The sequence below is a fragment of the Pseudomonas sp. SDO5522_S412 genome (assembly GCF_054071215.1).
The window spans coordinates 12,173-32,521 of sequence record NZ_JBSVWQ010000014.1 but is presented as its reverse complement, the minus strand read 5'-3'; the positions used below and the strand labels follow the sequence as shown (position 1 = coordinate 32,521).

Here is a 20,349-nt window from a genome sequence, read left to right as displayed (position 1 = left end):
GGACGTGAAGTGTGCGCATTCACCTCCCTTTGAGTGCGTCCTGATCAGTGGCCCTGGCCCGGTCCGGCGTTCCGGGCCTTTGGGTTTCCATATGCTTCGCCGTCTCGATGAGGCGCCGTTTCAAGCCGGCTTGGGCACCGTAAACCGAAACTCGCTGCCTCGCCCCAACTCACTCTCAGCCTCGATCCGCCCGCCGTGGGCCTGCACGATGCCTTGGGTGATGTACAAGCCCAGGCCGCTGCCGGTGGGATTGTTTTCGGTTTGCGTCCAGTAGCGATCAAACACGTGAGGCAACTGATCAGGGGCGATCCCTTCGCCGGAGTCACGTACCGAAAACACGATCTCTTCGCCATTGCTCAACGCACTGATGCCGATATTGCCCTGGCGCGGGGTGAACTTGATGGCGTTGCCGATCAGGTTCGACAGCACCTGGAACAACCGTTCCGGGTCGGCATGGATTTGCAGCCCGGGTTCGGCATTGAAGGACAGGTCGATGCCCTTTTCCATCGCCAGGGGCGCGAGCAGTGAATAGGCCTCCTCGAACATCTGGCTCACGTCCAGGGCCACCGGCTTGACGGTGTAGCGCCCGGCTTCGATCTTCGAGGTGTCGAGCAAATCTTCCAGCAGCACATTCATGCGCCCGGCGGCTTGTTGCATGGTATCGATGGCCGAGGAAATCCGTCGCGAGGTGTGTGGGCCATCGGAACTGAAGGCCTTTTGCATCATGCCGCAGAGCATCGAGATCACCGTCATCGGGTTGCGCAGGTCGTGGGAAACCACCGCCACCAGTTCATCCCGGGCGCGCACCGCCTGTTGTTCACGCAGCACCTGGCGGGCCAGGTCATTTTCCAGGGCCGAGCGGCGCAGGTCGTTGGCGGCGAAGCGGTCACCGTGGCTCCATTTGGTGGAAATGCCGGCCATCTCCACCTTCCAGATTTCAAACGAGGTGCGTGGGCGAAGGTGCAGGCCCGCGTCGGTGCTTTCCAGGTCCAGGGGTTTGTTCGGGTCGCCGCTCCAGTTGATGTTTTCCTTCACTTCGGGACGAAACCACAACACGCCGTTGTCCACCGGCTTGGGCAAGCTCATGGCCAGCACGCCACTGGCTACGTGCTGGTATTCAGCCGCCGGCGGGTAAACCGAGGCCAGGTTATGGCTGGCAAACACCGGCTGCCCGGTCTCTTGCAGCCACTTGTGCAGGGCGCGAATCTGCGCAGGTTCCGGGCAATTGCCGTAGCGGTGCAGTTGCTTGTCTTCGATGATTGCCACACCGCCTGCGAGGGTCAGGTCCATCAGCAATTGCGGACGCTGCGCCAGGCCATCGAAGACGTTTGCGGGCGAGGCCTGCATGGCCTGGCTGAGCAAGGCCAGGGCCTCGACTTTTTCTTCGCGCTGGCGGCTTAGGTCCAGGGCCTCCATGGCGCTGATCTGCAACGACAGCACCTGGCCGATAGTCTGGCACGCGGTGCGCAAATCATTGGGCACCAGCAGCGGCTGGCGGTTGCCGCAACTGATCAGGCCCCAGAGTTTGTCGCCGGCCATCAGGGAGATGCTCATGGACGACAGCACCCCCATGTTTTTCATGTACTGGCAGTGAATCAGCGACACGCTGCGCAGGGTGGCGAAGCTCAGGTCCAGGGGCTGGCCGGTGTCCGGGCGCAACCTGGGCACCAGCGGCACTGCCTCGTAATCGGCATTGGGGATGATCCGCAGCCAATTGGTGCGGTACAGCTCCCGGGCTTGTTCGGGGATGTCAGACGCCGGGAAGAACAGGCCGTTGAACAATTCCATCGACGGGGCGGACGCTTCGGCGATCACCTGGCCGTGGCCTTCCTCTTCGAAACGATAAATCAGCACCCGGTCGTAGCCGGTCATGGCCTGGATTTCGTTGACGCTGATTTCATACAAGGCTTGCAGGGTTTTCGCCGCCTGCAGGCGTTGCAGCATCTTGCCCAGGTTGCTGGTCCGACCATTGAGTGCCCGCGGCTGGAAGTCCTTGAGCCGTGGTTCGAACTCCAGCACCAGCACATCCTGATGGCGGTGCAGCAAGCCTTCGAACTCGGCGCCGTTGAGGGTCATGTGCAGCGGTGCGGCGTCGAAAAAGCTGTTTTGCGTGACCATGGCCCGGACGGCTTCGGCATGTTCAATGCCGATCAATGTGTGCAGCGGCTGGCCTAGCAAGGATTCCGGTGAGTGGTTGAACAGTTCGGCTACGTTGGCGCTCACCTGCACGATATGCAGTTCCGGCTCGGACAGGGTCAGCAGCGCACCGTGGGGCTGGATGGCCCCCGGGAAGCGGATGGGTTCGTCTGCACAGTTGGCAAGCAACTCTTCAAAATCTTCGGGTTTCATAGCAGTACCTCCTGGCTGTCGAGCCATTGCTCAAAGCAGCTGAATGTCGAGCGGGCCGCGTTCACGGCGCGCAGTTTGGCGTGCGCATCGAGGGGCACATGGCTCAGGTAGTCGAGAAAGTCTTTCCAGCGCCGACCGGTTTCAGCGCCGTACACGTTGAGAAACGCGCCGCCGTTGTCGGCATCCAGTCCCAGGCGCTGGGCCATTTCCCGGCGCAGGATTTGCCCGCCCAGGGTGGCGCCTTCCAACACATACAGCGCGCCCAGGCAGGCGGCCGGCGTGTCGAGGAGCGGTAGCGACAGGCAATGGGGAAGGGCGGCGATGGCTCGGGCGTCCAGGCCCAGAGCGTGAAGATCCGTCAGCAAGGTGGGAGTTTTGCGACGCAGCACCTGATCAAACCCCACGGGGATCAAGCCGCTGTCGTTCAGCGTCGTTTCCAGAGGGTTGTAGAACCCGTAATAGGCCTGGAGCAGGCGTTTATACCGAGTGTGATCGAGCTGCGGGGAGAAAAACGGCAAGCGCTTTTCCAGGGCGACGTGCAGTAAAGCGGTACCCGAGCGCAGGGCTTCAAGTACAGGGGGCGCACCAACGTCATGGGCCTGTGAATGCATTCAGTAAACTCGAACTGGGGGCCTGCTGGCCATGTAAGGTTGCTTAATAACTGACCGCAGGAGTCGCCGTGAAGTTCGCCTTGGCTGATATCGCGATGCTATCAGTGCATGGGCGAACCCTGCACCAGGGCCGACTGCACGCAGTCGATCAGGCGCTTGGTGGTCCACGGCTTGGGCAGGAACCGCACGGTGCTGCCCAACTGCGAGGCCATTGCGGTGTTGCCCGAGGTCAGCACCACCGGCAGCGTCGGCCAGCGATGGGCGACTACTTTGCTCAAGTCGTAGCCATTGAGCAGGCCGGGCATCTGGATATCGCTGACAATCAAGTCTACCGGATCACTGGCTCGTTCAAGAAAAATCATTCCTTCGTCTGCGGACGGGAACGAGGTCACCACCGCGCCGAAATCCTCCAGTACATCTACCATCAACGAGCGAATGATTTCGTCGTCTTCCAGCACCAATATCGATGGCTGAGCCATGATCCTTACTCCACCATCCGGGTTAAGTAAGGTGGAGTGGGGCGCCGTCGATTAGGTTCGATTGGATGTTTTTTTTGCGATGGGTGGTCATTTGGTTGTCTTTGAATTGCGTCAGGGCAGGGCGCTCCACTGGCGAAACCTGCTAGAAGCGTTCATCCAGCAGCGCCGGCAACGTCAGCTCCTTGACGAAACTGGCGCCGGACAGGCTCAAGACCATACGCACCACCTGCACCACGTCATGCACCGGAATCAATTGGCCCTCACCGCGCTGTTCGGCCTGGGTGCGTGAGGTGCTCAAGGAATCTTCGGTATTCAGATAGCCCAGGTTCAGGCAAGTGACACCCAGGCGTTGCTGGCGATAGCCTTCACGCAGCGCATCGGCGATGCCGCGCAAGGCGAATTTCGAGGCGCCGAACGCCACTTCGGGCCGGCCGCTCTGGGGCAGTCCCGAGGTCGAGCCTGTGAGGATGATGCGCGGCTGTGGGCTCTTCAATAACACCGGCAGCAGCCGCTTGATCAACAACAGCGGTGCGGTGATGTTGCAACTGACGATGGCTTCCAGTTGCGTGTCCTCGTCGGTGAGATAGCTGTACGCCGGATCAAACGCCCGCGCCTCCCAGATGCCCAGGTTATAGATCAGTGTGTCCAGCCCGCCTGCCGCCACCGCCTGCTCGATGACGTGCGCCGCTTGGCCAGGCACGCCAAGGTCTGCTTCCACCCAGCGCACCTCGGCGCCAGTGCTGCACATCAAGGGATCAGGGCGACTGCGGGACACCCCGATCAGCGTATCCCCAACCCCGCCCAGCCCTTCCATCAAGGCCCTGCCCAATCCTTTGCTTGCACCGACCACCATGGTTTTCATCGCTTGTCTCCTGAACCGCTGTGCCGAGAGGAGCGGGCATGCAAGCAGAGTGGTGGGGTGATATCAATTGAGTGGCTGTTTCCAGATGTTAATCTCAGGTGTTTCAACGATCCCGGGTTGCCTCATGCTGACTGTTATCCGACTTGCCGCCGCACCCGACGCAGTGTGTTTACCTGCAATAGAGCGCAGTGCGGCCCAGTCCTTTCGTGCGATCGAATCCTTGAGCTGGCTGGCCGATGCCGAGGTCATGAGTGTTGAACGTCATCTGCAGTTGATCGCGTGGGGTACGTGTTGGGTGGCGGTGGATGCTGCTGGCCAGGTCCAGGGTTTTCTCAGTGCACAGATGCTTGATGACGACCTGCACATCCATGAACTGTCGGTGGCGCAGGTCATGCAGGGCCGTGGCGCAGGGCGGCAATTGCTTGAGGCCGTGATGAATGAGGCTCGCTCGCGCCGGTTGCGGGCAGTCACCTTGACCACATTTTGCGACGTGCCCTGGAACAGCCCGTTTTATCAGCGGCTGGGATTTGAGCAAGCACATTCGCTGGCGCCGGATCATCGTTTGGCAGAGGCTCTGCGTGAGGAGTATCGTCACGGTTTTGCGCCGGGCAGTCGCTGTGCCATGTCATGGCAGGTCGTAGCGCGGTAAGTAAAGGCACCCCAAGGATTCTCATGTTTATCCGAAACCCCCTCGTCCCCGAACTCATCGTGACGGCCCTCACGAGCAGCCTCGACTTCTGGGTCACCCAGTTGGGATTCGACATTGGTTATCAGCGCTCCGAAGAAGGCTTTGCCTACCTCGACCTGCAAGGCGCGCAAATCATGCTGGAGCAATACGATCCGGATGCCGGCCAGTGGCTGACCGCACCCTTGGAAAAACCCTTGGGACGAGGCATTAACCTGCAAATCGATGTGCCTGCCGTGGCGCCTGTTCTGCAGCGTCTGGCTGCCATCGGCTGGCCGCTGTTCCGCGACGTTGAGGACGCTTGGTACCGGGCGGGTGAGGTGGAAGCGGGGCAGCGGCAGTTCATCGTGCAAGACCCGGACGGCTACCTGGTGCGTCTGGTGCAGCGGTTGGGCGAACGACCTGTGGGGACTCATTCATGAAATACGCCGCTTTACTGGCCATTGCCTTGATCGGTGGGGCCTTCAGTCTCCAGGCTCTCGCAGAAGGCGATGCCCAAGCCGGTGAAAAGCTGTTCAGTAAAACCTGTGGCGGTTGCCATAGCGTCGGCGAAAATGCACGGGGCGGTTTCGGGCCGCAACTCAACGGCATCATTGGTCGACCGGCTGGCACCACCACTGACTATCAGTATTCAGATGCGATGAAAAATTCAGGCGTGGTCTGGACGCGGGACAAGCTGGCCGCCTATATCGAGGCGCCGAAAAAGGTGGTGAGCGGCACCCGGATGATTTTCTGGGGGATCAGCGATCAGGAGAAAATCGACAACTTGCTGGCGTACCTTGCGACATTTCAGGCGCAATAAACACCGATCCCAAGACAAGGATTTCACTCCATGGTCGCACCGCGTATCCGGGCGCTTGCCCTTTGTATCTTTCACCGCAACGGTCGAATTCTGGTTCACGAATTCCAGGATGCGGTGAAACAGCAGACAGTCTTTCGCCCCATCGGTGGCGGCATCGAATTCGGTGAACACAGCGCCGAGGCCATCGTGCGAGAAGTCCAGGAGGAACTGGCGCAGCCGATTCACAGCCTGCGCCTGCTCGGCACGCTTGAAAGCATCTTTACCTACGACGGCCACCCCGGACACGAGATCGTCCAGGTCTACGATGGTCAATTTGCGGATCAGAGCCTATACGAGCAGCCGTATCTTGACGGTGCTGAAAGCAACGGTTTTGCGTTCAAGGTGAGTTGGAAGGGCAGCTCAAGCTTCACCGCGCAGTCGCCACTGGTACCGGAAGGGCTTTACGCGCTGCTCAAGGGCGCCGCGCTACTGGATTGACGGCACGCGTCCCGATAATGCCTCGGGGCCTTTCCTGTCACTCGCTTGAAGGCGTTGCTGAACGCACTTTCAGAACCGTACCCCAACGACTGCGCTAACACGCCCACTGACAGATTCCCCTCGCGCAACGCTCGTTGCGCAAGGCGCATGCGCCACTCGGTCAGGTACGCCAACGGTGGTACCCCGGCAACGCTCTTGAAGTAGTGCGAAAAGGTGGTGCGCGACATCGCAGCCGCCGTAGCCAGGTCTTCCAGTGTCCAGGCACGCCCCGGCTCGCTGTGTATCAAGCGCAGCGCGGGGGCCAGGCGCTTGTCGCTGACCGTGCGCAGCCAGCCTTCGGGTAATACGCCCGAGGTCTCGACATAGGCCCGCAGGATCTGGATAAACATCAACTGCGCCAGTTGCGCCGACGCCAAGCTTGCCCCGAGCAAATTGGCTTGCCCCTCATGTGCCAACTGGCCGAGTAGCCATTGCACAATTGTCGCTTGCGGCGACGTGGCCCGCACGTGGATCAGGGGTGGCAGCGCGTTGGCCAGCAGGCCGCCACTCTCCGGGTCCAGTTGCACGTAGCCGCCGATTTGCACACAGCCCTGGCCGTCACCGATTTGCGGGAAGCGGCCGGCGTCAGCGAATAATTGCCGCGCTTCCAAAGGCGCGACCGACACATCGCCTGCAAGCACAAACGAGCGTTGCGCACACAGCAGGAACACATCGCCCGCCTCAATCAACACCGGCGCCAGTTCGCCATCCATCCACAACCAGCACTGCCCCTTCACCACCCCGAAAAACTTGATCTTGTCCGGCGCGGGAAAACGCAGGGCCCAGGCGCCGCCCGCGCTGAAGCCGCCGGTCATAACCGATTGGGCATTCACGAACGTGAGAATCTCGGAAAACGGGTCGCTGGGCATACTCGTACTTTTACGCATGTAAATGGGATAATCGAGTATTCAGAGTACGGCTTTCGAGGGGTAGCGTGTTAACCACACGTCCAATGGAGACTCTGTCATGCCCACAGTACAAAAACCGATCCACAGCGGCTATGGAGCAGCAACCACCGCCGCCGAAGTCATCCGGGGCGTCGATCTCTCGGGCAAGGTGGCGATTGTCACGGGCGGCTACTCCGGCATTGGCCTGGTCACCGCCCGTACCCTGGCTGCCGCGGGCGCCCGCGTGATCATCCCGGCCCGTGACCTGGCCAAGGCACGCGCCGCACTCAAACCTTACCCACAGCTGCAACTTGAACCCCTGGACTTGATGGACGCCCAGTCCATCGAACAGTTTGCCGAGCGCTTTCTGGCGACAGGCTGCCCGCTGCACCTGCTGATCAATAACGCGGGCATCATGGCGCCGCCGTTGAGCCGCAATGCCCAGGGCTACGAATCTCAGTTTGCGACCAACCATCTCGGGCATTTCCTGCTTACCCAGCGCCTGTGGCCGGCCTTGCAGCGCGCCGAAGGTGCACGGGTGGTGACGCTGTCCTCACGGGGGCATGTGCACGGCGCCGTCGACTTTGACGACTGGAATTTCGAGCGCCAGGCCTACGATCCATGGAGGGCCTACGGTCAGTCCAAGACTGCCAATGCGCTGTTCGCCGTGCATCTGGATACGCTCGGTGCGGCGAGTGGGGTAAAGGCTTTTGCGGTGCATCCCGGTGGAATCATTACCGATCTGGTGCGGCACATGAAGCCTGAAGTCTTGCAGGCATCAGGCTATGTCGACGAGCACGGGAAACCGGTGATCGACCCTGAGCGGAACATGAAAACCCCGGAGCAAGGCGCGGCCACCAGTGTGTGGTGCGCGGTGAGTGGGCAGTTGGCGGGAATGGGCGGGGTCTATTGCGAGAACTGTGATGTGGCGGCGGCAGTGAGTGCGGAATCGGAAGAGCAGTTGGGTGTCAGGCCGTGGGCGGTGGATACCGGGTTGGCGCAGCGGCTGTGGATACTTAGCGAGCAGCTTGTCGCAGGGCGATAGGCCGCAGTGTGGGGTCAGCTCACTGACCCCATCGGCCCATCAAGAACCCTGCGGCGTTTCTCCGCGCGCCAAACGCGCATTGATATCGTCGATCACCGCCGACAGTTCGACGATGGTGTCGATCAGGTAATGCGGCCGCGAGCCCTCGAACATCTGTGTAATGCGCGCACGCTCCAGCGCCAGCTCAGCAGCAGGCAGGGCCTTGTATTGCTCGTAGGTCAAACCCAGTGCGTTGCCGGAACAGGTCAACGCCACCGTCCACATGCCGGCGCTACGGCCTTCCAGGATCCCCGGCCAGGTGTCGTCGACCTTCACGCACGCGGCCACATCGCTGACCCCCAGGGCAATCACGTTGGCCAGTGCCTGCGCCGGATGCGGGCGCCCGTTGGGCACTTCGTCGGTCGCCACCACATGGTCGGCGACGTAGCCGTTCTGTCGCGCCAGCTCGACCACCTTGGCCATCACCACCGCCGGGTACCCGGAGCAGGAGCCAATCTTCAAGCCCTGCCCGCGCAGGGTGTTGATCGCCTCAAGGGCGCCGGGAATGACCGCCGAGTGCAGCGCGATTTTCTCGATCTGCAACGGCATGAAGCGTTCATACAGTGCGGTGACATCCTCGTCAGTCGGCAAGCGATCAAACACCGCCCGATAACGCTCGGCAATCTGCGGCAGGTTGCACAAGGTGCGGATGTGATCCCACTTGCCCATGCCCATCGGGCCGCGGGCTTCCTCCAGGGAAACGGCGACGCCGAACTCGCCGAACGCCTCGACAAAAATCTGCGTGGGGGCGAAGGAACCGAAGTCGACGACGGTGCCGGCCCAGTCCAGGACCACGGCTTGCAGCTTGGAAGGTTGTTGGTAGTGCATGGCAAGTCTCCATTTTCAGGTGTGAGCAGGCCGTCCCTCTCTCAAAGAAGAGGTAAGCGCCTGGTGAGGGTTTAAACGGTCAAGACGATCAGGTGGCCGGGATCGGGCTGGCCTCGAATAGCTCGGCGATCATCGGTCGGTTGCGGCGGATGCCCAGGCAACACAAGTGGTAGTCGATGAAAAACGGATGGTCGACGAAGGTGATCGGCGTGGTGCCCGGGGTTTCGGCGTATTCCACGGCAGACACAAAGCCGATGCCGATGCCCTTGGTGATCGCGTGCACAATGGCTTCGCGACTGTTCAGCTGCATCACGCAGTTCACGGCGATGCCCTGGCGCTTGCAGCTTTCTTCCACCAGTTGCCGGGTGCGTGAGCTTTTCTCGCGCATCACCCACTTTTCGCGGCTGATCTGTTCCACGTGCACCTCTTTCTGCCGGGCCCACGGGTGGTCATCGCGCACCACCGCAATAATCGGATAGCGCCGGTACAGCTGGGTATCGAAGCGCTGGTCGAACTCCGAAAGGGCCAGGATCGCCACGTCGATATCGAAGTTGAAGAGCCGGTCCAGGGTTTCCTTTTCCGGGGAAAACGAGGTTTCCAGTTCGATGTCCGGGTGGCGCTGCATCAGCTCGTAGGTCAGGTTCATCGCGATCGGCGGCGACACCGCGCCCAGGCGCAGCAGCCCGGTCTTGCGCTGCTTGAAACTCTGCAACAGTTGCATGGCTTCATCCTCCTGGCCGAACAGCCCCTGGGTGATCCCGTAAAGGGCGTGCCCGGCGGCACTCATCTCGATAAACCGCCCGCGACGGTGGAACAGCTCCACCGAGAACTGCTTCTCCAGCCCGTTGACCTGCTCGCTGACCGTCGGCTGGCCGACGCTCAGGTATTCGGCGGCGAGGGTGAAACTGCCGGTCTTCGCCACCGCATGAAACGAGCGCAGCCACTTGTGGTACTGGTACATAACGAGTCCTGTTCCTGAGGTCCGCCGGGCCGGTCATCAACGTCGGATAAACAACGCCACCGCTGCGCTGCACAGGCAGGCCGAGGTCACGACGATGAAGATCAGCGAGGTATTGCCGGTACTGTCGAGCATACTGCCGATCAGCGGTTCCGCCAGGCCGGCGAACAGATAGGATGAGAAATTCATCACGCCCGTGGCCGTACCCGCACGCTTGGCGCCGACCAGGTCCGGGCACAGCGCCCAGAAACTCGACGCCGGGCCATACACGAAGAACCCGCAGAGGAACAACGCTACCAGGCCGATTGCGCTGTGGGGCGGCAAACTCCACATCCACAGGCTGGTGGCGGCGCCGAGGAACATGTAGAGCATGATCGCCAGGTAGCGTTTGGAGCCGAACAGCTTGTCCGAGACCCAGCCGTTGCTCAGGGCGCCGATGGCCATGCCCACCGGCAGGGCCACGGTGATCCACTTGGGGTCGATCATGCTGTCGCCGCTTTTCCAGTTGGCCCCGAGGAAGTGCACCGGCACCCAGACGATCAGGCCGTAGCGGGCGGCGTTCTGGAAACCCAGGGAGATCGCGGCGATGATCAGCCGCGGATTTTTCAGCACCGCCTTGTAGCGCTGCGCCGAGGATTCGACTTCGCCGTGGGCCACTTCATGATTCTTGTCTTCGGCATTCGCCACGCCAGTATCGGCCAGGGGCTCGAAGCCCATGTCTTGAGGCCGCTCGCGGGCCACCAGGTAGAAAATAATGCCGCCCGCCAACATCAACAGCACCGGCAGGCGGAAGATCCAGCGCCATTCCAGTTGGAACACTTCCAGCACCACGATGGAGGTGACGTACGACAGGACCGAGGCGCACCCAGCGGCGAACACATAAAAGCCATACACCTTGCCGCGCTCGCCGGCGCTCCACCAATTGGAAATCAACCGGCTGCCGGGTGCCCAGCCGAGGGCCTGGAAGTAACCGTTGATGCCCCACGGCAGGATCAGCCCGGCAAAGCCGCTGGCGAAACTGGTGACCCAGTTGGCCGCGCAGGACAGCACCGCGCCCAGGGTCATGATGCGGCGGCCGCCGAACTTGTCGGCGAGGTTGCCGTTGATCGCCTGGCCAATCGCGTAGGCCCAAAGCATCGCCGCGGAGGCCCAGCCGAGGGTTTCCTTGGTCAGGCCGAACTCGGCCTGGATCCCGGGGATGGCAAAGCCGAAGGTCTGACGGCCGGTGTAGAAAAACAGATAACAAAACATCGCCGCCAGCAGCATGCGCCACTGGGCTACGCGAAACGATGAGGTACGGACGGCAGGAACAGGCAGCACGTGTGCACGATTCATGATGTTTTCCTTATTGTTATTCGCCCCGGCGACCGCAGCCGCTGGGGGGCACTCTTGATAGGTGCAACAGGAAACGACTGAATTACGGTGAGTCTAGGCCGCTTGCGCGCCGATGAAATTCTTGCCGCGTGCGCCTTGCAGGGCGAAGCGGATCATCGCCTCGGCCTCGGTGGCATTCACGCCGTAGTCGGCAAATTCGGTCTTCACGTCCAGGCTGTGGAGGAAGTCGCGCAACTGCGCCTGGGCCTGCTGCAGGTCGGTGCCGAATACCCGTTGCAGAGTGCGGTCCCGCGCGGCGTCGTGCCCCCATGCCAGGCCCAGTACCAGCGGCAAAGTGAAGGAACAGGCGATGCCATGGGGCAGGCCGTGGTGCAGAGTCATCTCATAAGAGATGGAGTGGGCGAGGGCGGTCTTGGTGTTGGAAAAAGCCAGGCCGGCTTTCAGCGCCGCCAAGGCCATGCGCGAGCGCAATTCCTGGTTGCCGAGGTCACGCCGCAAGCGCGGCAGGCATTCCAGGATGTCTTCGATGGCGGAGATGGCGAAGGTGTCCGAGACCGGGTTGGCGTTGACGTTCCAGATCGATTCCAGCGCATGGGACAAGGCATCCAGCCCGGTGGACACCGTGACCCCGGCCGGCACCGTCAGCATCAACTGCGGGTCGATGATCGCCACTGTCGGCCAGGTGCAGTCCAGGTGCAGCGAATACTTCTTGAGGCTGGCGGAGTCCCAGATCGTCGCCCATGGCGTGACTTCGCTGCCGGTGCCGGCGGTGGTCGGTGCGGCAATCAACAGCTTGTGGCGGGCCGGCGCGAAAGGTTTACCGGTGGCCAGCAACGCCAGCAGCTCGTCGAAATCCCCGGACTCGGTCCCGACGATCAGGGCCTTTGCCGTATCAATTGCACTGCCACCGCCGACGGCGACCACCACCTGGCAGTCACCGGCCTGCAGCCAGAAACGCTCGTAGGTGTCGCGCAGTTGGGCCACGTCAGGGTTGGGCTGTACGTCTTCAATGACGTACACCAGGCGCTCACCCAGCAGGTCCTGGATGCGGTCTACCAAACCGAGCCCGCGGGCTTCGGGAAAGGTCACGAGGGCGACGCTCTGGCCTTCGGTAAGAGCGGCGAGTTCTTGCAGGCAGCCCCAGCCGAAGCGGGTGTCTACCGGGTTGTGGAAGCGGGCAGTCATGGCGGGTTCCTGGTTTTTGTTATTGGAAGTGCCGCCATAGTCGGGGAGGGTGAGGTGGACCTCAAATCGATAGATTGTGGGGATGGATTGGCTGGGCCGATAGTACAGCCCGACCGTCAGGTGACTTCAGCGCACGTTCCGGAACAACATCAATCGCGCACTCTCATGCAGGCCACGGGTCAGCCCCTGCAACCGCTCAAACTCCTCGGGATACTGCTGAGCCACATTGTCCCTCGGCGTTTGCGACGCCAGGTCATGCAGGGTCGGCGAGCTGCCGTCGTGCTCCATTTGCAGCAGGAAGTCCTTGGTCACGCCGCCGATCAGCGGGAACGTGCCCTCGCGCAATACCAGCGGCACCACGCGCTCGCCTTCCGGCGCAGGTTGCTGGATATCCCGGCCCATCGCGCCATTGCGGAACGGTATGCCCGCCATGCCGGCCACGGTCGGCAGCAGGTCCGCCAGGCCGACGGCTTCTTCGATCACCCGGGGTTGCAGGCCGGGCGCGTGGATCATCATCGGCACGTTGTTGCTTTCCAGCCCAAGCTGCTCGAATGCCGGCGCCATGTGCGGAATCTGGCTGATTCGGGTGTTGTGGTCGCCGAAAAACACGAAGATGGTGTTGTCGTAGTAACCGCCAGCCTTGGCGATTTCCATCAGGCGGCCGATGTTGAAGTCCAGCAGGCGCACGGCGTTGTACTGCTCGACGCTGCGGCTGCCTGCGGCCTGGACTTGTTCCACGGTGAGGTCATGCACCTTGAAGCCATCGTTGGTCTTGGGGATGGTGAACGGGCGGTGATTGCCGGAGGTTTGCAGGTAGGCGAAGAACGGTTGGTCCTTGGGGATGGCCCGCAGCAGTTCGTCGCCTTCCTTGAACAGGTCCAGATCCGAAACGCCCCACACGTCCACCCGTGGCGAGCGCCAGTGGCTTTCGTCATACAGCTTCACGCCGTCGATGCTCTGGCGGATCAAGGCGTTGATATTCGCCCAGCCGGCATTGCCGCCGATCATGTAGAGCTTCTGGTAGTCCTCGAACGCATTGATCAAGGTGTGTTGCCGGGTGATCAGCGGGTTGCGGGTCGCCGTCTCCTGGCGGGTAACGTCGGGCACGCCGGTGATGCTCGCCCACACGGTTTTGGCGGTGCCGGTGACGGGCACGTAGAAGTGTTTGAAGAACCAGCTTTCCTTCGCCAGCTTGTCGAGGTTCGGCGTGGGGTTCAGCGGGTTGCCATAGGCGCCCACGGCGCTGGTGCCGAGGGACTCGAGCATCACGAAGATCACGTTCGGCGGGCGCTCGCCCTTGAGCCGATAAGGCTGCACGGCTTGTTCACGGGCGAAGTTCAACTGCTCGGGGTCGGGCTGGCTGACCCCCAGATAATTCGCGACTTGCGGGTAATGCTCTCGCACCCGCGCCTCATCGAATTGCGACTGGCCGACCTTGAGGGTGTCGTACAGAAACAGCACCGGGTTGAGGCCCGCGGCGGCGATCTGGTTGTTGCCGGAAAAGAACGCGTCGCTCCAGCGCAGGGGCACCGGGTTTTCGATATTGAGGTTGGCGACGCGGCCGAGCAGGGCCAGCAATACCGCGATCACGCCGACGGTGGCCACGGATGCGATGGCCAACTTGCCAATGGGTTTGCGTTCGCCATCCAGGGTGATGCGTTCAAGGCGAACCAGGGCGTAGGTCCATAGGCCGACGGCGGCAAGCCAGCTCAAGGTTATCCACAGCACCGGGTAGGTTTCCCACACCATCTGTTGTGAAATCTGCGCGTCTTCCAGGTAACGCAGCACCGTGGCGTTGATGCGCACACCGAGGTAGGCGTAGTGGCCGAAATCGATGATGTACACCAGCCCGACGATGGCCAGCGCCAGCAGTAGATAACCCCGTGCCAGCCAGCGCAGGGCGGGGACAGTCACCAGGTTCCAGCGTGGCAGCCAGGCGAGCAGTGCCAGGGGCAACAGGATCAGCACCGCCAGGCGCAGGTCGAAACGCAGGCCGATGCCCACGGTTTCCAGCAGTGCGGGGTCCCTTAGGTCGACCCCGGAAAATCCCCATACAAACACCAGCCGCAGTGCCGCCAGTAACGCAAATACCAAACCGATCGCGCCCACGCCGTAGCGCAGGCGGCGCGAGTGCAACCATCCCATCATTGACCTCTGTGCAATTTTAAAAGAGGGCGCCAGGCAGCCATCGCCAGCATCCACAACCCGGCCACCAGGCAGTAGCCCGTCAGCAGTGGGTCGATCAGATAGTCCCAGTAGTTTTCCGAGGCCTTGAGCCGTAGTGCGAACGCCAGGGTGCCCGCCGCGAGCATCCACACCGCCAGCGTATTACGCAGCCAGAGCATCAACAGTGCTGCCGCGCCTATCAGCACGATCATCGGCCGAGGGTTGAAACCCCAGCGGTAGGGGTCGAAATACGTCAGGCCCATCGTTGCCGGGTACAGCACCAGGCTCAGGATGCCAAACAGCAGCAGCACCTGGACCTTCTGCGGGCGCTGGAGCGGCTGCACCACGCCCAACCGGCACAGGCTGACCCACACCAACAACACCAGGGTGCTGATGGCCAGGTCATCGGTGAAGCTGCGCACATACGCCGCCAACGGCAGTTCGTTGACCGGGATAAAACTCACCACCACCAACACCGGCAGCAGCCAGGGGCGCCAGGGTGTTGTGACGCGCAACAGGCTGAGCAGCACAAAACCCAACAGCACAAAACTCAAATGCGCTTGCCATACAGAAACCATCACAGGCGCTCCGACAGCCAGGCTTCGTTGAAGCTGACATGTTTGATAAAGGTGTTATTCCACGAGTACACCAGGTGGTACATGCCGTCCGGGCTGCGGCTGAAGTACGGGTACTCGTATTCGAAATCGCAGCCACGGGGCTTGCACACCCGGTAGTCCAGGTTGCTGAGGAAGCGTTGTTCCAGCGGCAGGCGCAGGGCGCCGCTGGAGGCGCGGAAGCCTTCGCCGATGATTTCCTTGTAGGCCTCGGGGGAGAACGGTTGGCCCAAGGGGTCGGGGGATTGATCCAGTTCCACCACGGTGCGCCACTGATTGAGCTTGGCATCGGTGCCGTACAGGCTGAGCTTGAAGCGGCCGTCCTGCAGGTCGTTGAGGGCCACGAGCAAACCGTCGCCTTCAGTGCTGACGGCTGCCAGCGAGGAGTTGGGATTGGACGGTTCCAATGGGTAAGGCTCGCTCCAGGTTTGGCCGGCGTCTTCGGTGCGGCTGGCGAGGACTCGGTGATGGGTTTCGCCGGCGTAACGCAGCATGGCGATGGCGCGTTGGCCGTCCTGCGGGACGATGGTCGGCTGCAGCGAGTTCTTCCCACGGCTGATACGGAATTTGTCGACCACCGCACCGTCGGGGCTCAAGTACAGGTACTCGGCGAATTTGCCCATGAACTCGTGGTACACCGGCACGCCGATGGAACCGTCGGCGTGGAATACCGGTGCGGCGCGCACCAGCGTGCTGATATTGAAGAAAGGCGAGGTGATCAGTTGCCGAGGGGCCGACCAGTTCGTCCCCAGGTCATCCGAGACCATCACGTTGATCGCGCTGGTGGCCCAGCCGCCTACCGACACCGAAACGTAGAACATCCACAGGCGATTGTCCGGTGCCAGGGCGATCACCGGGTTGCCCAGTTTACGGATGTAGCGGTGCGTGCCGTCGCGGGTGCTTTCACGGGTGGCCAATACGTGCTCCGGGCCCCACTCGGCGCTTTTCGCGTCAAAGCGCGCGGTGCGCACCTGCACATCGGCGGCGCCCTCGCGGGACCCGGCAAACCACACGGCCATCAGGTCGCCGCCGGGCAGGGCGGTGACCGAGGAGGAATGCACAAAGTCATTGAGCTGCGAGGAGACAAAGCGGCTGCTGTATTGCGGGGCGGCCTCTGTTGGCGAGCTGTCCTTGGGGCCTTGGGCAAACGGCGCCAATACGTGGGGCGGATGACTTTGCCAGGCAGCGAAAAACACCACCAGCAGACTGCAGATCATTAAAAGCGGGCGCATAGAGAACCTGTCGGGAAAAAGGATTACTGCGCACGGTCATCCGGCAGGCGCCTCCTGCGGCCGGTGAGCATGGATAACGGCAGGTTGTCCCGCACCTGGATACTTTCAAACAACGCCGCCAGCACATGCACGCCTACCAGGCCGGCCAGTACATTGGCGGCAGTTTCGTGCAACAGCAGCGGCCAATCGGCGCCCCACAGGGCGTCGACTTCCTGCATCAAAAAGCCACTGGCACCGATAGCCAGCAGCGCCAGCAACATCAGAATCATCACCAGCGCGCCAATGGGCGAATGGCTCAGGCGGTGCTGCGGCCGGCGGTTGAGCAGTGAACGCACATGGCCCATGAGCCGTTCCGGCGTTGGCCAGAAGTCCGCCCAGCGCGCGCTGCGCGGACCGACAAATCCCCACACCAACCGCACCAGCAACCAGGCCATGGCGTAATAGCCCAGCCATACGTGCCAGTCGTCGCCTGCTTCGTTGAAGAAGTAATTGGCCACAAAGACGCCGGCGATGGAGAGGTGAAACACCCTCACCACCGGGTCCCAGAGGCGCAGGGAGGTGGCTGGCATCAGCCCTTGATCTCTGTCTTCACGGCCTTTCCGGTGACTGGATCGTGGTAGATCTCGACCTTGCGCTTGTCCTTGTCAAAGCCATAGATCTCGTAGCAGTTGCCGTCAGTAACCTTGAACTTGCTGATCTCGTAGCCCTGGGCCTTGAGTTGCTCCTGAAAGGCCTTCTGGTCCTGCCATTGCGAGCGCTCGGCAGTGGTGCATTGCGGGCCGGCGAAGGCCATGGGGCTGGCGATAATCAGCGACAGCAAGAGAATTTTGCGCATGGAAGCACTCTCAGCAGATGTGGGAGATTTCACTGTGCAAAACCAACCTTAGCGAAAGCTTAGTTGGCAACGGCCCGTAACATCTTTCCCGAAATAGCCTCGACGGTTACACGGCATCATGCCGCCGATTACTCCAGAGAATCAGTTATGCGCCTGCTCCTTGTCGAAGATGATCGTGCCCTTGGCCAAGGGATCCGCGTGGCCCTGGGCGCCGAAGGCTACACCCTGGACTGGTTGCAGGATGGCGTCAGCGCCTTGCACGCGTTGCGCACCGAAAGCTTCGACCTGCTGCTGCTCGACCTCGGCCTGCCGCGCCTTGACGGCCTCACACTCCTGCAAACCCTGCGCGCCGAGCAATACGACCTGCCGGTGCTGATCCTTACCGCCCGCGACGGCACCGCCGAGCGCATCGCCGGCCTGGACGCCGGCGCCGACGACTACCTGGTCAAACCCTTCGACGTCGAAGAGTTCAAGGCCCGTGTGCGCGCCCTGTTGCGCCGCAGCCAGGGCCGCGCGCAACCATTGCTGGAACATGCGGGCGTGAGCCTGGACCCGGTGACCCAACAGGTCAGTTATCAAGGCGAGGACGTTGTGGTCACGCCGATGGAATACCAACTGCTGCACCAACTGATGGTGCGCCCCGGCAAAGTCGTCACCCGCGAACGTCTGTCCCGCGCGCTGTACGGCTGGCAGGACCGCGTCGAAAGCAACACCCTCGAAGTCCTTATCCACAACCTGCGCAAAAAACTCTCCACCGAACTGATCCGCACCGTGCGTGGCGTGGGCTACATGGTGGAACTCAAACCATGAATTCGGTCCGCGCGCGCATCCTCATTCCGGTACTGGTGCTGATCCTGCTGGGTGATGGCCTGATCAGTTGGCTCGTGCTGCGGGACAGCCACCACGAAATCGAAGAAGTCTACGACGCCCAACTCGCCCAAAGCGCCCGTTTGCTGCAAGGCGTACTGCGCCAGCGCGATCCCGGCGATGCCGACTGGGACCGCCTCTACCAGGCTTTCGATCAAGCCATGAGCCGTGTCGGCGAAGACGGCGCCGCGCACCCCTACGAAACCCGCCTGACCTTCCAGGTATGGCGCGCCGACGGCCAACTGCTGGTGCGCTCCACCGACGCGCCGATCCTCAACGCACCGCCCACCACCCTCGGGCCTCACGACCTGATGGAAAACGGCAATGACTGGTGCGCGTTCATGCTCGCCGACATGCAACAAGGCCTGCTGATCTGGGTGGGCGAGCGCGACGACATTCGCCAGGACGTGATCCAGCGCATCATCCGCCACACCCTCTGGCCCATCCTGATTGGCGTGCCGCTGCTGGCGTTGTTGATCTGGCTGACCATCGGCTGGGGCCTCAAGCCCCTGCGCGCCATGGCCCAGGCCATTCGCGGGCGGGACAGCAATACGTTGCGACCGCTGCAACTTGAGCCATTGCCCACGGACCTGGAACCGATGCAAACCGCGCTGAACCGCCTGCTGGTGCAGGTGGATGACCTGCTGGAGCGGGAGCGTCGGTTTATCGCGGACGCGGCGCATGAACTGCGCACGCCGTTGGCGATATTGCGCATTCACGCGCAGAACGCCCAGAGCGCGGGTACCGGGGAGGAGCGGCGAGAGGCGTTGGACTTCTTGGTGAATGGCGTGGACCGGGCGACGCGCATTGGCAGCCAACTGCTGACCATGGCGCGCATCGAGCCGCAGTTGAACAACACCGTACGAGTGCGTGTGCCGTTGACGGAGTTGGTGCGCGAAGAACTTGCGGAACTGACGCCCCTGGCGATGGAGAAAGGCGTTGAGTTGGTGCTGGAAGGGGATGAGGAATGCTGGATTGAAACGGACCCGATAGCGTTGGCGATTGCGCTGCAGAACCTGGTGACCAATGCGCTGAATTTCTCGCCGGCGGGGAGTGAGGTGAGGGTGGTGGTGCGGGAGGAGGATTCGGGCGTGGTGCAGCTGTGTGTGGAGGATGCGGGGCCGGGGATTGATGAAGGGGAGATTGGGCGGTTGTTCGAGCGGTTTTATAGTCGTGGGAATGCGAATGGGGCGGGGTTGGGGTTGGCGATTGTGCAGATGATCGTGGGGAAGATTGGGGGGCGGTTGGAGTTGTATAACCGGGAGGTGGGTGGGTTGTGTGCGCGGTTGAGTTTTAGCGCCTGTGGGGTGGAACCGGTGGGAATACCACACCGTTGAAGGTGTGGGTGCAGCAGTCGCAAAACGGCTTCATGAACGCGGGTGTCAGTTGTGGGTTAACCTTTTGCAGCAGGCCAGCCTCGTCGACATACAAGCCGCTGTAGTAACTGGATTCGTCCGTTCGTACGTACTCTTTTTTGTCGCTTTCATGCAGAGCAACCATCCAGAACACAGGTTCCGGGCGGTCCAGGCGGGCGTTGGCTTCGCTGAACACACCATCCCAATGATGGCCGACCTTGGACAGAAGAAACTGAAATAGTGGCGTGTAATCGAGACCGTGCCGGTGATGGCTATGCATTGATCCACGGCTGAGCATGGAATTCTTTTCACTTTTACTATGGCGTTGTTGCCTGTAGGTGCGGCAACTGCCGTGACGCACGTTGTGCGTGCGGGTGTTGACTGAGCGGTAGAGAGGGGGCTTTTTCATTGGATTCCTTTATGGTTTCTTGGAGGATTGGGGCGGCCATGTGCCTTGGTAGCTGAAAGAGATTTGGTAATCGAAGTTCGCGGGTTCAATTATGTGTTTGAAATGCGGTTGGATAATCGCCATCCAGCCTGGGAGAACATTGAACACGTCCGCGTATATGGCTGTTTCTTGACTCAACCCGAGGCTTTCAAAAAAGCTCTCCGCATCATCAAAATCTGCCGAGTATTCATCTGCCTTCACGTAATTGCTTTGCTTGTCGTACCAACGCAATCTGACTTTCATAACCATGA

Annotated in this window: 23 protein-coding genes; 7 read left to right on the top strand and 16 right to left on the bottom strand. The window is 61.5% G+C overall.

Annotated features, from left to right (window positions below; all coding sequences use genetic code 11):
* Window positions 1–120: 120 nt before the first annotated feature.
* The 4 genes from ACW9I6_RS05750 to ACW9I6_RS05735 all read right to left on the bottom strand — a co-directional run bounded on the left by ACW9I6_RS05750 (window position 121) and on the right by ACW9I6_RS05735 (window position 4,301).
* On the bottom strand, window positions 121–2,349 hold the full coding sequence (locus tag ACW9I6_RS05750; RefSeq protein ID WP_457339035.1) for an ATP-binding protein: 2,229 nt from the start codon (window positions 2,347–2,349) through the stop codon (window positions 121–123).
* Window positions 2,346–2,960 carry a biliverdin-producing heme oxygenase gene (locus ACW9I6_RS05745; RefSeq protein ID WP_177069715.1) on the bottom strand — a complete coding sequence of 205 codons (615 nt, stop codon included), beginning with the start codon at window positions 2,958–2,960 and terminating at the stop codon, window positions 2,346–2,348. Before ACW9I6_RS05745 ends, ACW9I6_RS05750 begins: the two co-directional genes overlap by 4 nt.
* A 101-nt stretch (window positions 2,961–3,061) precedes the next feature.
* A complete protein-coding gene (locus tag ACW9I6_RS05740; RefSeq protein WP_003210361.1) occupies window positions 3,062–3,439 on the bottom strand; it encodes a response regulator in 378 nt (125 codons plus the stop codon).
* 142 nt (window positions 3,440–3,581) lie between these two features.
* Complete coding sequence (locus ACW9I6_RS05735; protein WP_102607495.1) at window positions 3,582–4,301, bottom strand: SDR family NAD(P)-dependent oxidoreductase; 720 nt, start codon at window positions 4,299–4,301, stop codon at window positions 3,582–3,584.
* Between the two features lie 124 nt (window positions 4,302–4,425).
* Here ACW9I6_RS05735 and ACW9I6_RS05730 point away from each other — a divergent pair, with 124 nt between their 5' ends.
* Genes ACW9I6_RS05730 through ACW9I6_RS05715 form a run of 4 tightly spaced genes read left to right on the top strand, consistent with a single transcriptional unit; the run spans window position 4,426 to window position 6,265 of the window.
* Window positions 4,426–4,950 carry a GNAT family N-acetyltransferase gene (locus ACW9I6_RS05730; protein ID WP_143495556.1) on the top strand — a complete coding sequence of 175 codons (525 nt, stop codon included), beginning with the start codon at window positions 4,426–4,428 and terminating at the stop codon, window positions 4,948–4,950.
* Window positions 4,951–4,973: 23 nt separating this feature from the next.
* Window positions 4,974–5,408 carry a bleomycin resistance protein gene (locus tag ACW9I6_RS05725; RefSeq protein ID WP_087695151.1) on the top strand — a complete coding sequence of 145 codons (435 nt, stop codon included), beginning with the start codon at window positions 4,974–4,976 and terminating at the stop codon, window positions 5,406–5,408.
* Window positions 5,405–5,788 carry a c-type cytochrome gene (locus ACW9I6_RS05720; RefSeq protein ID WP_087695150.1) on the top strand — a complete coding sequence of 128 codons (384 nt, stop codon included), beginning with the start codon at window positions 5,405–5,407 and terminating at the stop codon, window positions 5,786–5,788. The genes ACW9I6_RS05725 and ACW9I6_RS05720 overlap by 4 nt, the downstream gene beginning before the upstream one ends.
* Window positions 5,789–5,818: 30 nt before the next feature.
* Window positions 5,819–6,265, top strand: a complete 447-nt coding sequence (locus ACW9I6_RS05715; protein WP_087695149.1) for an NUDIX hydrolase — start codon at window positions 5,819–5,821, stop codon at window positions 6,263–6,265.
* Here ACW9I6_RS05715 and ACW9I6_RS05710 read toward each other — a convergent pair.
* Window positions 6,229–7,173: an AraC family transcriptional regulator gene (locus ACW9I6_RS05710; protein WP_102606355.1), complete on the bottom strand. Its 945-nt coding sequence runs from the start codon at window positions 7,171–7,173 to the stop codon at window positions 6,229–6,231. The genes ACW9I6_RS05715 and ACW9I6_RS05710 overlap by 37 nt on opposite strands.
* A gap of 97 nt (window positions 7,174–7,270) precedes the next feature.
* Here ACW9I6_RS05710 and ACW9I6_RS05705 point away from each other — a divergent pair, with 97 nt between their 5' ends.
* On the top strand, window positions 7,271–8,236 hold the full coding sequence (locus tag ACW9I6_RS05705; protein WP_457339034.1) for an oxidoreductase: 966 nt from the start codon (window positions 7,271–7,273) through the stop codon (window positions 8,234–8,236).
* A gap of 39 nt (window positions 8,237–8,275) precedes the next feature.
* On the opposite strand, the gene phnX is transcribed toward ACW9I6_RS05705, so the two are convergent.
* The 9 genes from phnX to ACW9I6_RS05660 all read right to left on the bottom strand — a co-directional run bounded on the left by phnX (window position 8,276) and on the right by ACW9I6_RS05660 (window position 17,428).
* Entirely contained in the window at window positions 8,276–9,103 is an 828-nt protein-coding gene (gene phnX / locus ACW9I6_RS05700; RefSeq protein ID WP_457339033.1) for a phosphonoacetaldehyde hydrolase, read from the bottom strand.
* 88 nt (window positions 9,104–9,191) lie between these two features.
* Entirely contained in the window at window positions 9,192–10,064 is an 873-nt protein-coding gene (locus ACW9I6_RS05695; RefSeq protein ID WP_087695146.1) for a LysR substrate-binding domain-containing protein, read from the bottom strand.
* Between the two features lie 36 nt (window positions 10,065–10,100).
* Window positions 10,101–11,396 (bottom strand): MFS transporter, encoded by a 1,296-nt coding sequence (locus tag ACW9I6_RS05690; RefSeq protein ID WP_003210345.1) that lies wholly within the window; start codon window positions 11,394–11,396, stop codon window positions 10,101–10,103.
* Window positions 11,397–11,489: 93 nt separating this feature from the next.
* On the bottom strand, window positions 11,490–12,581 hold the full coding sequence (psrA, locus tag ACW9I6_RS05685; protein WP_457339032.1) for an iron-containing alcohol dehydrogenase PsrA: 1,092 nt from the start codon (window positions 12,579–12,581) through the stop codon (window positions 11,490–11,492).
* Window positions 12,582–12,707: 126 nt separating this feature from the next.
* Window positions 12,708–14,726 (bottom strand): LTA synthase family protein, encoded by a 2,019-nt coding sequence (locus ACW9I6_RS05680; protein WP_301051461.1) that lies wholly within the window; start codon window positions 14,724–14,726, stop codon window positions 12,708–12,710.
* Window positions 14,726–15,325 carry a hypothetical protein gene (locus ACW9I6_RS05675; RefSeq protein WP_177040137.1) on the bottom strand — a complete coding sequence of 200 codons (600 nt, stop codon included), beginning with the start codon at window positions 15,323–15,325 and terminating at the stop codon, window positions 14,726–14,728. Before ACW9I6_RS05675 ends, ACW9I6_RS05680 begins: the two co-directional genes overlap by 1 nt.
* The gene (locus tag ACW9I6_RS05670; protein WP_256348682.1) at window positions 15,325–16,593 is read right to left on the bottom strand and encodes a sialidase family protein; all 1,269 of its coding nucleotides are present in this window, start codon (window positions 16,591–16,593) and stop codon (window positions 15,325–15,327) included. The genes ACW9I6_RS05675 and ACW9I6_RS05670 overlap by 1 nt, the downstream gene beginning before the upstream one ends.
* A 23-nt stretch (window positions 16,594–16,616) precedes the next feature.
* Entirely contained in the window at window positions 16,617–17,162 is a 546-nt protein-coding gene (locus tag ACW9I6_RS05665; protein ID WP_457339031.1) for a cytochrome b/b6 domain-containing protein, read from the bottom strand.
* Window positions 17,162–17,428: a PepSY domain-containing protein gene (locus ACW9I6_RS05660; RefSeq protein ID WP_003210334.1), complete on the bottom strand. Its 267-nt coding sequence runs from the start codon at window positions 17,426–17,428 to the stop codon at window positions 17,162–17,164. The genes ACW9I6_RS05665 and ACW9I6_RS05660 overlap by 1 nt, the downstream gene beginning before the upstream one ends.
* Window positions 17,429–17,575: 147 nt before the next feature.
* Here ACW9I6_RS05660 and ACW9I6_RS05655 point away from each other — a divergent pair, with 147 nt between their 5' ends.
* Together ACW9I6_RS05655 and ACW9I6_RS05650 are read left to right on the top strand one after the other, a co-directional pair.
* Window positions 17,576–18,238: a response regulator gene (locus tag ACW9I6_RS05655; protein ID WP_177021394.1), complete on the top strand. Its 663-nt coding sequence runs from the start codon at window positions 17,576–17,578 to the stop codon at window positions 18,236–18,238.
* Window positions 18,235–19,632: an ATP-binding protein gene (locus ACW9I6_RS05650; RefSeq protein ID WP_457339030.1), complete on the top strand. Its 1,398-nt coding sequence runs from the start codon at window positions 18,235–18,237 to the stop codon at window positions 19,630–19,632. The genes ACW9I6_RS05655 and ACW9I6_RS05650 overlap by 4 nt, the downstream gene beginning before the upstream one ends.
* Here the strand turns inward: ACW9I6_RS05650 and ACW9I6_RS05645 are convergent.
* Together ACW9I6_RS05645 and ACW9I6_RS05640 are read right to left on the bottom strand one after the other, a co-directional pair.
* Window positions 19,589–20,059, bottom strand: a complete 471-nt coding sequence (locus tag ACW9I6_RS05645) for a hypothetical protein (protein WP_457339029.1) — start codon at window positions 20,057–20,059, stop codon at window positions 19,589–19,591. The genes ACW9I6_RS05650 and ACW9I6_RS05645 overlap by 44 nt on opposite strands.
* A 9-nt stretch (window positions 20,060–20,068) precedes the next feature.
* Window positions 20,069–20,347, bottom strand: a complete 279-nt coding sequence (locus tag ACW9I6_RS05640; protein ID WP_457339028.1) for a colicin E3-like toxin immunity protein — start codon at window positions 20,345–20,347, stop codon at window positions 20,069–20,071.
* Between the last annotated feature and the right edge of the window lie 2 nt (window positions 20,348–20,349).